This window comes from Streptomyces sp. NPDC007808 (assembly GCF_042868655.1).
In the GTDB taxonomy this organism is placed as follows: domain Bacteria; phylum Actinomycetota; class Actinomycetes; order Streptomycetales; family Streptomycetaceae; genus Streptomyces.
Genome location: NZ_JBIAEQ010000001.1, coordinates 492,040 through 505,657, shown reverse-complemented (window position 1 = coordinate 505,657; position 13,618 = coordinate 492,040). Strand labels below are relative to the sequence as shown.

Below are 13,618 nucleotides of genomic sequence, written 5' to 3'. Positions count from 1 at the left end.
ACCGGTGATGCGGGCGCCCCTCGCCGCCGGGCCGGGTGCCACGGCGGGCCCGCCGGCGGCGACGTCGCAGGGCCCGGTTCCCTGCGAATCATCGCGTCGGCGAGCGCTCGCCCCACTCGGTGACGTACGGCCGGGCACCTCAGTGACCGTGTCCGGGCGCCTCCTCATGCCCGGAACCCTGCGCGTCTCCCCGCCCGGGCTCCTGCGCGGGCGCCGCCCCGCCCGCCCGCACGGTGAACGTCGCGGTGTGCACCTGCCCGTCGTGCTTGAAGTCGAGGAACAGCCGGTAGCTCCCGCTGCTCGGCGCCGTGGCCGTGAAGGAGATCTCCGGGCCCGGCTTCGTCGCACCGTCCCCGGGTTCGCCGTTGGGGTGGACATGGAGGTAGGCGAGGTCACCGGAGCGCAGGGCGACGAGGTGGCCGTAGGCGCCGAGGTACGGCTGGAGGTCGGTCACGGGGCGGCCGTCGCGCGAGACGTTCAGCTTCAGCTCGCCCGCCCGCCCCGGGCGCAGGGCGCCGTCTAGGCGGACCTCGTAGCCGTCGACCTTCGCCCGGGCGTTCGGCTCGGGCAGCCGCTGTGGCTCATAGCGGCCCGCGGCCGCCAGGTCGGCCCCGAGGGTGAGGTTCTGGGCACCCTTCTTCGCCGGAGTGAAGTCGGCGAACACGCGGTAGCCACCGGCGCGGGGCAGCTCGACGGGGATGCTCCAGGTGCCGTCGGCGCCGCGGGTCGGGTGCAGGTGGCGGTAGGTGGCCAGGTCGCGCGAGGCCACGATGAGGTGGAGTTCCTTCTCGTGCTCGCGCTGGTAGGCGGTGACGGCCCGGCCGCCGCTGTCACGGATGACGAAGCGCAGGTCGGAACGCCGGCCGGCCGTCACGTTCGAGGTCTTCAGATCGAGGGTGTAGCCGCCCTCGGAGATCTGGAGCCCACCGGCCGGCTTCTCCTCGTGCCCGCCGTGGCCGCCGCCCGCCTCCGGTTTCGGTGCGGCCTCGCCGTGGCTGTCGTGGCGGGCGGGCGCGGGCTCCTCCACGACGGGGCCGATGCCCTGCCCCACGCCGTAGGCAGTGCCGAATGTCGCGGCCAGAGCGGCGGCGAACGCGGTGATCTTCAGTCCGGCATGCATGGCGGTCTCCTGTGGTCCAGGTCCTTCGGTATCGCTCCCAATGCAGTTCACAATACCCCTGGGGGGTATAAAGTCAACCTGCATCTCGCCCTTGCTTTCGCTACCCCCCAGGGGTATACATGGTGCCGCAAGGATACCCCCGGCCCGTATACGGGTCGATCCGCACCGGCACCGCCCAGGAGGAGCCCATGTCCACGACCGTCTACGCCGTCTCCGGTATGAGCTGCGGCCACTGCAAGGCGACCCTCACCAAGGCCATCGGCGACCTGGACGGAGTCACCGGGGTCGGCGTCGATCTCGCGACCGGGCAGGTCACCGTCACCAGCGCCGACGAGCCCGACGACGCGCTGATCGCCGAGGTCGTCGACGACGCCGGCTACGAGCTGACCGGCCGCGCCGCCTGACCGGCCCCCGAACCGCCCGAGCCCGGCCTCGCCGGACACCGGGCCCGATCCGCACGAGGAGCAGCGATGACCACCACCGCGTCCCGGCCCGCCGCCGAGGTAGAACTCGCCATCGGGGGCATGACCTGCGCCTCGTGCGCGGCGCGCATCGAGAAGAAGCTGAACCGCATGGAGGGCGTGACGGCCACCGTCAACTACGCCACCGAGAAGGCGAAGGTCAGTTACGGCGGCGGCGTCTCCGTCCAGGACCTGATCACCACGGTCGAGGCGACGGGGTACACCGCCCGTGAGCCCGCGCCGCCCGCCCCGCCGGTTCAGGACGCCGGGGAAAGCTCCGACAGGGACGACGCACTACGGCCGCTGCGCGAGCGGTTGGTCACCGCCGTGACGCTGGCGGTGCCCGTCATCGCGATGGCGATGGTCCCCGCCCTGCAGTTCGAGTACTGGCAGTGGCTGTCGCTCACCCTGGCGGCGCCGGTCGTGACGTATGCCGCGTGGCCCTTCCACAAGGCGGCGTTCACCAACCTGCGGCACGGCGCGGCGACCATGGACACACTGATCTCGGTCGGTACGTCGGCCGCGTTCCTGTGGTCCTTGTGGGCGCTGTTCCTCGGCAGCGCGGGCGAGCCCGGAATGACGCACCCCTTCGAGCTGACCATCGCCCGCAGTGACGGGGCCGGCAACATCTACCTGGAGGCGGCCGCCGGCGTGACCGCCTTCATCCTGGCCGGGCGCTACTTCGAGGCCCGCTCCAAGCGCAGGGCGGGCGCGGCGCTGAAGGCGCTGCTGGAGCTGGGCGCCAAGGACGTCGCCGTCCTGCGCCCGGACGGCACCGAACTGACCGTCCCGGTGGCCGAGTTGCAGGTCGGCGACCGCTTCCTCGTCCGGCCCGGCGAGAAGATCGCCACCGACGGGACCGTCGTCGAGGGCTCGTCCGCGGTGGACGCCTCGATGCTGACCGGTGAGTCCGTTCCGGTCGAGGTCACCGAGGGGGACCCGGTGACAGGCGCCACGATCAACACGAGCGGCCGTCTGGTCGTCGAGGCCACCCGGGTCGGCGCCGACACCCAACTCGCCCGCATGGCCAGGCTGGTGGAGGACGCGCAGAACGGCAAGGCCACGGCTCAACGGCTCGCGGACCGGATCTCCGCCGTCTTCGTGCCGATCGTCATCGCCCTCGCCCTCGCCACCCTCGGATTCTGGCTCGGCAACGGCGCCGGGCCGGCCGCCGCCTTCACCGCCGCGGTCGCCGTACTGATCATCGCCTGCCCGTGTGCCCTGGGCCTGGCGACGCCGACCGCCCTGATGGTGGGTACCGGCAGGGGCGCCCAGCTCGGCATCCTGATCAAGGGCCCGGAGGTGCTGGAGTCCACACGCAAGGTCGACACGATCGTCCTCGACAAGACCGGCACCGTGACCACCGGTCGGATGACCCTGCTGGCCGTACACACCGGCGGCACCGCCGACGAGGCCGAAGTCCTGCGGCTCGCGGGCGCGTTGGAGCACTCCTCGGAGCACCCGATCGCCCGCGCCGTGGCCGACGCGGCACTCCAGAAGCTGGGTTCGCTGCCCACGCCGGAGGACTTCGCGAACGTGCCCGGTCTCGGGGTGCAGGGTGTGGTGGACGGCCACGCGGTGCTGGTGGGCCGGGCACGGCTTCTCGAAGAGTGGGCCATGGAACTGCCGGAGCGTCTCGCGCACGCCGCGGCGGAGGCCGAGGTGGCCGGTCGTACCGCCATCGCGGTCGCCTGGGACGGTGAGGTGCGGGCGGTCCTGGAGGTCGCCGACGCCGTCAAGGAGACCAGCCCGGAGGCGATCCGGCGGCTGCGCGGCCTCGGCCTCACCCCGATCCTGCTGACCGGCGACAACAGGGCCGTGGCCGAGTCCGTCGCCCGCGAGGTGGGCATAGCGGCGGAGCACGTCTACGCCGAGGTGCTGCCGCAGGACAAGGCCGACATCGTCAAGCGGCTGCAGGGCGAGGGCCGTTCGGTCGCCATGGTCGGCGACGGCGTGAACGACGCGGCCGCCCTGGCCCAGGCCGACCTGGGCCTGGCGATGGGGACCGGCACCGACGCCGCGATCGAGGCCGGCGACCTCACCCTGGTGCGCGGCGACCTGCGTGCCGCCGCCGACGCCATCCGGCTCTCCCGTCGGACGCTCGGCACCATCCGGTCCAACCTGTTCTGGGCCTTCGCCTACAACGTCGCCGCCCTTCCCCTCGCCGCGGCCGGCCTGCTCAACCCGATGATCGCCGGTGCGGCCATGGCCTTCTCGTCGGTCTTCGTCGTCGGCAACTCGCTGCGGCTGCGGTCGTTCCGCGCCGCGAGCTGAATCGCCGTACCAAGGGGCGCCGCACCGGCGGCGCCCCTTTCTTGTCGTCGGCACTGTCGGCCACACCGCGTGCGCTGCCGTACGCCCTCAGCTCATGGGCGTCCCGTCCGCCTGACGTGAACGGCGGTCAGCGTCGAGGCCGACGGCCCCGCGGCTGGATTCGCCGCCGTACGGCAGGGTCGCCCCGGGCAGGTCGTACTCGTCGCGGCGGCCGCACATGCCGAAGCCGCCGAGCCGGGTGGGCGCGGCCTCGTGGGCGGTGGCGCCGGCGAGGTACGCCGCCTCCCCCTCGGCCAGCGCGTCGAGCTGGGTGCCCGTGCGCTCGGCCGCGGCCAGCGCTCCGGCCCGCCACAGCTCCCGCCAGTACGGCACCTTGGCGCGTACGAGGCGGGCGGCGGTGCGCTGAAACTCCAGGTACGGGCCGTCGTCCCCGGCGGCGAGTGACTCGCGCAGGGCGAGGTAGCCCTCGATCGCGAGGTCCCGTCGGCGCCGGGCGGCCGCCGCGGTCCTGGGGCCGGTGCCGGGTGGGAGGGCCGCGGCCGCCGCGTACCTCTCCGGGTCGGCGAGCACCTCGCGCGGGAAGGTGAAGACGGCGTCCCCCGCCTCGGGCAGGCCGCTGTTCTGCATCAGCACGGTGATGCGCAGATCGCCGCCCTGGACCATACGGTGCACCGTGCCCGGCGTGAACCAGGCGAGGGAGCCCGGTTCCAGGGGTATCTCCCGGTAGCCGTCGGGGGTCAGTGTCTGCACGGCACCCCGGCCGCCGGTGACGACGTACGCCTCCGTGCAGACCAGGTGGAGATGCGGGCTGCCGCCGCACACGCCGTCGGCGGCCCGCCAGTCGTAGGCGCTGAGGTGGGACAGGCCGACGGCACCGGGCAGTGGATGCGGGAGGTTCGCCTTCACCAGGGCAGGCCTTCCAGGTGAGCGCCGACCCGCTCCCGGTCCCAGGCTCCGTCGGCGAAGACGATCCGGTAGCGGTAGTCGAAGGACGTGCCCGGCGGCAGCTCGAACTCCTCGAAGAACGCCCAGGAGAACGCCACGGTCGGGATCGGCTCGGAGCGCACGAACCAGTGCGACTCGTGGATCGCGGCACTGTCGTCGAGGTTCTCCGGCGCGTGCGCGAAGACGAGCGTGGAGTGGCCGTCGGTGTCGTCGTGCTCGGTGGTGAAGGCCAGCCACGGGCTCTGCGTGCCCATCAGCTTGCCCGCGTCCGCACCGGCTCCCTCGTCGGTGTCGGGGCCGAAGGCGGTGCCTCCGGTGAAGTCCCGGGAGCCGCGCCACTGGAGCCCGGTGTAGCCGGCCATCTCCCGCCCTGCGGTGGTGGGCGAGCCGAAGGCCAGGGGCTGGGCACGGAGGTTGGTCAGGCGGATCGACCAGTCCAGGGCCCAGGCACCGGCCTCCTCGTCGACCGAGTGCACGGTCAGCTGCCGGGCCTCGCGCGCCCATTCCTCGCCGCCGTGCTCCACCCAGGTGAGTTGCTCGGTGAAGGCGAGCCGGTCGCCCTCGACGGCGAAGTCGGTGAAGCCGTCGTGCCGCATCGAGCCGACCCGCTCGGGCAGCGGCAGATAACCCTGGCCGTGCACATAGGAGTTGCCGCCCCAGAAGTTCTGTCCGGACAGATGGCTCGCCGTCATCTGCAGGCCCTTGTGCCAGCGGTGGTCGCTGGGCCGGTATCCGGTCACGGTGTGCCCGGCCAGGGTCCGCACCGGGTGGGCGTAGGGCTTGCGGGACTCGAACGGCTCCGGGTCGGGTCGGTAGACGTAGCGCAGGATCTCGGTGCCGTTCGCGGCGGTGACCGTGATGTGCTCGCCGTGCGCGTGGGTGACACGGATGCTCATGCGCGCTCCTCGGGGGCCCAGTGGGGGTGGTCGCCGTGCATGGCCGCATAGAAGGAGTCGCCAGGACCGATCTCTTCCGCGCGCACCGGGTCGCCCGTGAACGCGGACTTGTAGAGGGCGGCGGCGAAGTCGAGGGTTGCCCGGGCGTCCGGGCCGCTGCCGGGCGGCCGTACACCGTTGTCGCGGGCGTCGAGCAGGGCGCCGAGTTGCGCGGTGTGCGAGCTGGGCAGGTCGGCGGCGGGGGTGCGCCAGGCGGTGGCGCGCTCGGAGGGGACGTGCGGCGCCGGGGTGTAGACCCAGTCGTCGTTGCGGTGGCCGTACAGGTGGGTGAGCTCGACCGTGGCGTCGGCGCAGTCGATACGGATGCGGCTCACCTCGTGCGGGGAGAGGACGCTGTTGACGACGGTGGCGAGGGCGCCGTTCTCGAACCGTACGAGGGCGGTGGAGACGTCCTCGCTCTCGGTGTCGTGAACCAGGCGCGCGGCCATGGCCCGGATCTCCGCCCACGGCCCGAGCAGATGCAGCAGCAGGTCGTACTGGTGGATGCCGTGGCCCATCGTCGGCCCGCCGCCCTCGGTGGCCCAGCGTCCGCGCCACGGCACGGCGTAGTAGGCGGCGTCACGGTGCCAGGTCGTCTGGCAGTGCGCGACGAGCGGGGCGCCCAGCTCACCGCTGGCGATGAGTTGGCGGGCGTGCGCGGCGCCGGAGCCGTAGCGGTGCTGGAAGATCACCGAGGCGTACGCGCCGGACGCCTCCTCCGCCGCCGCGATGTCGTCGTACTCGGCGAGGGACAGGCACAGCGGTTTCTCGCAGAGCACCCAGGCGCCCGCCTTGAGGGCGGCGACCGTCTGCTCCCGGTGCAGCGACGGCGGGGTTCCGATCAGCACCAGATCGGGGCGTACGGCGTCCAGCATCTCGCCGGTCGAGGTGTACGCGGCGACGTCCTCGCCCGCGAGTTCCCGGAAGGCGTCCAGCCTGGCCCGGTCCACGTCCACGGCGGCGACCAGCTCCACCCGGTCCCGGTGGGATCTCAGGGCCGGCAGATGACTGCCGCTGACGATGGCACCGGTGCCGATCACGGCGGCCCGGCGGCGGGCGGGGCTTGGGGACATGCAGGTCTCCTCGGACGGCCGGCGGACTGCCCGCTCAGGATGAAAGCGCTTGCACTTCGAGGGCGACCCTAGGCAAGGATGTAATGTCAGGACAACCCCTCCGCGGTGAGATGGGCAAAGCCTGACCCTGACTCCGGCCCCATTCCACCCGTTCCCCCCACTCGCCCCCGCTCCGACGACCGCGATCACGCGGCCGCGGACTTGTCCAGGAATCGCCGCAGCCGGGTCAGCGGCCAGGTGTTGATCACGTCGTCCCCGGTGAGCCAGCCGCGCTGGGCCGTGCCGACGCCGTAGCGCAGGTTGGCCAGGTGGATGACGGCATGGGCGTCACTGTCCACGGCGAACCTCACCCCGTACCGCCTGGCCCGCAGGATGTCCTCGTCGCGCAGGTCGAGCCGGTCCGGATGGGAGTTGATCTCCAGGGCGGTGCCGGAGCGGGCGCAGGCGGCGAAGACGGCGTCGAGGTCGGCGTCGACGCCCGGCCGCTTGCCGATGATGCGGGTGGTGGGGTGGCCGATGACGTGGACGTAAGGGTTCTCGCAGGCCCGGACGATGCGCCGGGTCATCGCCTCCCGCCCCTGGTTGAAGTGCGAGTGGACCGAGGCCACGCACAGGTCGAACCCGGCGAGGAACTCCGGCGGCCAGTCCACGTCGCCGTCGGGTCCGATGTTCAGTTCCGTGCCGTGCAGCACCCGCATGCCGCTCCGCCCGCCGTGCCTGCCGTACCTCCCGTCGAGTTCGCGGACATGCTCGCGCTGGGCCAGGATCCGTTCGTCGGTCATCCGCTGCATGGCCATGTCGGGGGCGTGGTCGGTGACCGCGTAGTAGGCGTAGCCGCGCTCGGCGGCCGCCGCGACCATCTCCTCCAGCGGGGCGAGCCCGTCGGTGAGGTCGGTGTGGGTGTGCAGATCACCCCGGATGTCCTGCTCCTGGACCAGGTCGGGCAACTCGCCGCGCAGCCCGGCCTCGATCTCGCCGCGGTCCTCGCGCAGCGTCGGCGGGATCCAGGGCAGGCCCAGCCGGGCGTACACGTCCTCCTCGGACTCGGAGACGATCTTCTTTCCGGTCTCGGTGTCGAAGAGGCCGTACTCGGAGAGCTTGAGCTTCTTGTGGAGGGCCATCTCGCGGGTACGGATGTTGTGCGCCTTGGCACCGGTGAAGTACTGCATCGCCGCGCCCCAGGAGTCCGGCGGGACGACCCGCAGGTCGACCTGGAGGCCCTTGCCGGTGCGCACCGACGTCTTCTTCTCGCCGTGGGCGATGACCTCCGTGACGTACGGCAGCGCGGTGAAGGCCCGCATGAGCGGCTCCGCCTTGTTCGCCGCGACGAGGATGTCGATGTCACCGATGGTTTCGCGCGCCCGGCGCAGCGACCCTGCGTAGGAGCACCGCTCGCACCCTGCGACCTGCGACATCTCGGCGACGATGTCCTCGGCGAGGCTCATGGCGACGTCGATCAGGACCCGGCCGCCGGAGGACTGCAGCAGGCTGATGCCGTGCAGGATGTTCTCCTCGGTCTTCGGCCCGAAGCCCTTGAGGTCGCGCAGCCGCTCCTCGTGGATGGCGTCGGCCAGCTCGTCGGTCGTGGAGATGCCCAGTTCCTCGTAGAGGACCAGGGCCTTCTTCGGGCCGAGGGTGGGGATCGCGGTCAGCTGCCGTACCCCGGCGGGGATCTTCGCCCGCAGTTCCTCGACGGCCGGGATGCTACCGGTGGCGAAGTACTCGGCGACCTTCTCCGCGATGGACTTGCCGACGTTCGGGATCTCCTTCAGGCCCTTGACGTCGAGGGTGGACACGTCGGCATGGTGGCCGCCGATCGCCCGGGCGGCCTTCTCGTAGACGCGTGCCTTGAACGCGTCCCCTCCGGTGATCGAGATCAGGTCCGCGTACTCCTGGAGCAGCGCGGCGACCTCGTCGTTGGGCCGAGCCACACCTCCAGGGTAGGCAAGGTGGAGCCGGGCGGCGCGGGCCGGCGCCGCCGGGTGTCCGGGCGCGGGCCGCGAGGGGGTGGTGCGAAAGTCCCGCACAGCACCCCCTACTGACCCAGCGGTGCCGGCGGGGTCGTCGTGGTGTCGGGTTCGGCTGTGCGGGTCACCCGTGGCGGATGGGCCGGCGGCACCCGTTCCCTCGTCAGGGCGTCGGTGATCCTGCGGGCCAGGAGGGGGTCGGCCGGCAGGGTGTGGGCGGCGAACCAGCGGGCGGCGGAGGGGTCGGGGGACGGTTCGACGAACTCGGCGCCCGCGTAGTCGTCGAGCGGCGGGTCGTAGACGTACCCCGTGACCACGCCGTGGTCCACCAGGCGCTCCAGGAGCGTGTCGCGGTCGTGGACCAGGAGCGGTACCCGGAAGAGGGGCGGCGGGCCGTCGTGGGCCGTCCGCTCGCGCAGGGCCGGGGTGGCCCAGGTGGTGTCCGACAGCATCTGCACACCGGCCCTGCGCCGGGCGAGATCACCGTCGAGCAGGGCCATCCGCAGCTCCAACTGCCCGCGCACCAGGGCCCCGTGACGCGAACGGAAGCCGTGCAGGTCGACCCGGACCCACGGCTCGTAGGCCGCGAGGCTCGGCGCCCGGCGGGCGCTGCCGGCGAGGCGGGGGGCGTGCAGGGCCATGCGGAAGTCGTCGCGCTCCAGCAGGTTCAGGCGCTGCAGGGTGCGCCACACCGGACGCACCAGGTGCAGCGTGCGGACGGCGGAGCGCGCCAGCGGGCGCAGCGTCGTGGCGAGGTCGGCGTGCAGGCGGCGGGGCGTCAGCAGGTCGTCGCGCAGCAGCTCCAGTTCCCGCCGGGTGCGTGCGTCGTCGACGGCGAGGAAACCGCCGGCCATCGCGGCCACGTGTTTGGACAGGCTGAACGCCGCCGCGGTGCCGAAGGTCCCGATCGGCTGCCCGTTGATGTGGGTGCCGATGGCGTGGGCCGCGTCCTCGATGAGGGGGATGCCCAAGGCGTCGCAGCGGCGGCGCAGTTCGACGACCCGGTCCGGTATGCCGTACAGGTTCGTGGTGAGGACGGCGTCGACGCCGCGCCAGGTGGACTCCGGTACGGCGGCCGGGTCGATGTTGCCGTCCCACCGGGACACGGGGGCTTGCACGGGGCGCAGTCCGGCCGCGAGGACGACGAAGAGGATCACGTCGTCGTTGACCGGTGACATCAGCACCCGTGCGCCCGGCCGGCACCAGCGCCGCAGCGCCAGGTACAGGGCGAGCCGGGCCGAGGGCGTGTAGACGCATTCGCGTCCGACGCGCCGTGTCATCATCGCGGCGAGCCGCGATCCGTACGGCATGGTCACCTCTTCCGTGGCAGGGTACGAAGACGGGTCGCCCGGGGCGGGCGTCGCGTGCGGGCGCGCCTCGACCGAGGCCGTGGCGCGGGGGGTTGAGAGCGCGAAAGGGCCGCCGGGCGTACGACGCCGACGTGTGACGAGGGGTGGGAGCGGGTCCCGCTCAGCGGGCGCGGGCTCCCGCGCCCGGCGCGTGGGCGAGCAGTGAGGTGCGCAGCGAGCCGGCCGCCTTCAGCAGCCGGTCCGCGGGCTCGCGCAGTCCGGGGTGGGCCAGGACCGTGTTCCTCAGGCCGCGCACCGGTCTGCGCCACAGCCGGTGGGCGGCCGCGACCGGGTGCGGTCGGGCCGCGAAGCCCTCGGCCACCCGTAGTTCACGCGTCTTGAGCCAGTCCTTGTACTCTTTCTCGCCGCGCCCCATGTCCATGAGCGTCACACCGTCGCGGCCGGCGGCATCGGCGAGGCGCAGATGCATCATCAGGCCGGGCGAGTAGTAGCCGAAGGCGGGGTCGTAGGCGGTGAACCAGGCCGCGAACACCGTGCGCGATCTGGGCCCGAAGTGCGCGGCGACCGGCCGGTCACCGGCGTACACGACGGACAGGACGCCGGTGAAGTGTTCCTCGCGGACCTGGAAGAGGTGATCGACCAGGTCCACTATCCAGGGCTTGGAGAACCGGTCCATCCGCCCCGTCCTGCGGTACTGGGCGGACTTCCAGCGCATCAGCGTGCGCAGCACGGCCGGATCGCGCTCGTCGTACACGAACCGCACCTCGCCGGCGTCGCGGCTCAGGCGGCGCTCCTTCTTCAGCGTCGTCTTGGCCAGCCCCGGGTAGGTGGCGCGCAACCACTGCGCGTAGTCCCCCTCGCCGGGTTTCAGATCGAGGACGGGAGAGGCGAAGGTCCCCGTGACATACGGGGCGAACGGCCGCTGCCCCTCGACGAGATGGTCGAACTCGAACACGGACAGGCCGCAGGCGCGCAGCAGTTCCCCGGTGTCCCAGGTGACCCCGGGCCGATGCACCAGCGCCTGGCAGTCGGACAACCCGAGACCGATGGCCCGTCCGACGCCGTACGCCGTGCGCTCGTAAGGAAGGAAGCCGACGGCCTCGCCTCCGTGGTGCAGGACCGCGACCTGCGCTCCCCTGCGGCACCTGCCGACACCGAGGGTGAACTCCGGTGCCAGGAAAGGGTTGGCGTGCTCCGGCGACTCGTCCATCGCCCGGTGCCACGCCCGGCGCAGCGGCTCGTCCAGTTCCTCGGGTCTGTGAATGGTGATGGCACTCGTGGCTCGCATGGCGACCACTCCCCCCAAAGTCCCCCAAGAGGCGCTTTCTCAGCACCTCGCCACGGTTCCCCCCATGTCGAACTTCGTGGCGAGGTCAAACGTGGCGAAACAGCACGCACACTGTCAAGGTGCACGATGAATCCTTTAGCTGTGCTTGGTAAGGCGTGCGGGCGTGGAGCCGGATCAGCGGATCGCGACGACGACATGGCTGTCGCCGTACTGCCACACGGGTCCCACGTGACGGAACCCCGCCTGCCGCAGCAGCCGTTCGTGCGCGGACACCGACAGGGGCTTCGGGCTGTCGCCCGCGCTCACCGGTTGCCGGCGCCGGCGCTGCGCGAGGAGGTCGGCCAGTTCGGGGTCGGCCGCGACGGCCGTCCACCAGGACTCCCAGTCCTCGTGCGCCAGGGACTGTCCGCGCTCGGCGTGACGGCGGCCGACACACCCGGCGAGTTCCGCGAGCGCGGTGTCGTCGGACGGGAAGTGGTCGCCGTTGACCAGGACCCCGCCGGGCCGCAGCAGTTGCGCGAGCTGCCGGTAGGTGCGGCGCAGGGCGTGCGGATCCAGGTAGTGCAGTGCGGTCGTGGAAACGGCCGCGTCCAACGGGCGGTCGAGGCGCAGGGCTTGGGTCCAGCCGTCCTCGCCGATCACCGCGTCGACGTAGTGGGCGGCGTCCGCATGGTGAGTGCGGGCCAGTTCCAGCAGCACCGGGTCCATGTCCACGCCCACGATGTGCGCGTACGGCAGACGACGGGCCAGGCGGGCCGCCAGCGACCCGGGACCGCAGCCCAGGTCGAGGATCAGCGGCTCGGCCGAGCACCCGGCCACCGCCTGCTCCACCACATCGGCGATCACCGTGAACCGCTCCTCCCGGTCCACGGCGTACCGCTGCTGCTGGCGTTCCCAGCGCTCCACCCATCGCTCCGCCGTCGCCAGGCTCAGCCCCATTCCGTCGTGCACCTCACCGTTCCGCACCTGTCCGCACTTTCCGCGCCGAGCCTACAGGTGAAAACGGTTCCCATTCCCCCGTTCGGGGTCACCCGAGCGTGGCGAGCACCTCCAGCAGCCGGTCGGTCTCCTCGACGGTGTTGTGCACGTGCAGGCTCACCCGCACCGAGCCGGTCCTTTCCCCCGCGCTGCCCTGGCAGTGCTGGTCGGAGCGGACCATGAAGCCGTGGCTGAAGAGGATGAAACCCAGATCGCCGGAGTCGACGGCACGGTGCCGGAAGGTGACGATGCCCTGGCGCCGCTGCACCGGCGAATCGGCGGCCAGGCTGCTCTGGCAGCCCAGGATCTCGTAGGCGCCGAGATGGCGCAGCCCCTCGGTGAACCGGGCCGCAAGGGCGACGGTCCACCGCTCGATCCGGTCGGTGCCGGCGGCGTCCAGCCAGTCCAGGGCGGCGGCGAGCGAGGCGATGCCGACCGTGTTGGGGGTGCCCTCCCAGCCGGCCGGCCCGAACCGCGGCCCGCGCTCCTGGCGCGCCCAGATCGCCCCGGTTCCGGGCAGCGCCATGGCCTTGTGCCCGGAGAAGACGGCGAAGTCCACGTCCAGCTCGGCCATGGACACCGGTAGGTGGCCGACGCTCTGGGCGGCGTCCAGGCAGATCACCGCGTCCGGCCCGACCGCCCGGCGGATGCGGTGGACGTTCATGTCGCCGCCGTACACGTGGTGGACATGGGTGACGGCCACGAACCGGGTCCGGTGACCGGCGAGTTCGGCGAGCGCGGTGTGGTCGTAGTCGCCGGACGCCCGCTGGTACGGCATCGGCCGCACGTCGATGTGGACGCCCTGCCGGGCCAGTTGCCGCCGGGCCTCCAGCCAGGGTGCGATGTTGGCCTCGTGGTCGGCGACCGGTACCACGATCTCGTCGCCGTCGGCGAGGAGCCCCGGCAGCCAGTCCCGGGCGATGGTGCGCAGCCCTTCGGTGGCGCCGCTGGTGAAGTGCACGGACGACCGCTGCGGGGCGGGGTCCTGGAGGAACCGCTTCACCCGGTCGCGGGTCTGCTCGACCAGGGACGTGGTGCGGTTCGCCCAGGGGTAGGTGCCCCGGCCGGCGTTGGCGTTGCTCGTGGTGAGGTAGGCGTGGACGGCGTCCAGCACGGCCTGGGGCTTCTGGGCGGTGGCAGCACTGTCCAGGTAGGCCAGGTCCGGATGGGCGGCGATGATCGGGAACTGGACACGCCTGGCTCGCTGCCACTCCACCAGCTCCGCCAAGGCCTCGGCTCCTTGGGCGTCTGCCCTGGGTACGGCCAT

Annotated in this window: 11 protein-coding genes; 2 read left to right on the top strand and 9 right to left on the bottom strand. The window is 72.2% G+C overall.

Annotation, left to right across the window (positions count from 1 at the left end; genetic code table 11):
• Positions 1-139: 139 nt before the first annotated feature.
• On the bottom strand, positions 140-1,120 hold the full coding sequence (locus ACFYNL_RS02220; protein ID WP_388795047.1) for a hypothetical protein: 981 nt from the start codon (positions 1,118-1,120) through the stop codon (positions 140-142).
• Positions 1,121-1,308: 188 nt separating this feature from the next.
• On the opposite strand from ACFYNL_RS02220, the gene ACFYNL_RS02215 reads away from it, so the two are divergent.
• The gene (locus ACFYNL_RS02215) at positions 1,309-1,524 is read left to right on the top strand and encodes a heavy-metal-associated domain-containing protein (RefSeq protein WP_388795044.1); all 216 of its coding nucleotides are present in this window, start codon (positions 1,309-1,311) and stop codon (positions 1,522-1,524) included.
• A gap of 66 nt (positions 1,525-1,590) precedes the next feature.
• Positions 1,591-3,855, top strand: coding sequence for a heavy metal translocating P-type ATPase (locus ACFYNL_RS02210; RefSeq protein ID WP_388795041.1), 2,265 nt, complete (start codon positions 1,591-1,593; stop codon positions 3,853-3,855).
• A gap of 87 nt (positions 3,856-3,942) precedes the next feature.
• Here ACFYNL_RS02210 and ACFYNL_RS02205 read toward each other — a convergent pair whose 3' ends face one another.
• From ACFYNL_RS02205 to ACFYNL_RS02170, 8 genes are all read right to left on the bottom strand, one after another.
• A complete protein-coding gene (locus ACFYNL_RS02205) occupies positions 3,943-4,764 on the bottom strand; it encodes a cupin domain-containing protein (protein WP_388797234.1) in 822 nt (273 codons plus the stop codon).
• Positions 4,758-5,696 (bottom strand): PmoA family protein, encoded by a 939-nt coding sequence (locus ACFYNL_RS02200; protein WP_388795038.1) that lies wholly within the window; start codon positions 5,694-5,696, stop codon positions 4,758-4,760. The genes ACFYNL_RS02205 and ACFYNL_RS02200 overlap by 7 nt, the downstream gene beginning before the upstream one ends.
• The gene (locus ACFYNL_RS02195; protein WP_388795035.1) at positions 5,693-6,808 is read right to left on the bottom strand and encodes a Gfo/Idh/MocA family protein; all 1,116 of its coding nucleotides are present in this window, start codon (positions 6,806-6,808) and stop codon (positions 5,693-5,695) included. Before ACFYNL_RS02195 ends, ACFYNL_RS02200 begins: the two co-directional genes overlap by 4 nt.
• Before the next feature lie 185 nt (positions 6,809-6,993).
• Complete coding sequence (gene polX / locus ACFYNL_RS02190) at positions 6,994-8,739, bottom strand: DNA polymerase/3'-5' exonuclease PolX (RefSeq protein WP_388795032.1); 1,746 nt, start codon at positions 8,737-8,739, stop codon at positions 6,994-6,996.
• 104 nt (positions 8,740-8,843) lie between these two features.
• Positions 8,844-10,085 carry a DegT/DnrJ/EryC1/StrS family aminotransferase gene (locus ACFYNL_RS02185; RefSeq protein WP_388795029.1) on the bottom strand — a complete coding sequence of 414 codons (1,242 nt, stop codon included), beginning with the start codon at positions 10,083-10,085 and terminating at the stop codon, positions 8,844-8,846.
• Between the two features lie 160 nt (positions 10,086-10,245).
• Entirely contained in the window at positions 10,246-11,373 is a 1,128-nt protein-coding gene (locus ACFYNL_RS02180) for a GNAT family N-acetyltransferase (RefSeq protein ID WP_388795026.1), read from the bottom strand.
• A 174-nt stretch (positions 11,374-11,547) separates the two neighbouring features.
• Positions 11,548-12,312, bottom strand: a complete 765-nt coding sequence (locus ACFYNL_RS02175) for a class I SAM-dependent methyltransferase (protein WP_388795023.1) — start codon at positions 12,310-12,312, stop codon at positions 11,548-11,550.
• A gap of 88 nt (positions 12,313-12,400) precedes the next feature.
• Entirely contained in the window at positions 12,401-13,618 is a 1,218-nt protein-coding gene (locus tag ACFYNL_RS02170) for an aminotransferase class V-fold PLP-dependent enzyme (protein ID WP_388795020.1), read from the bottom strand.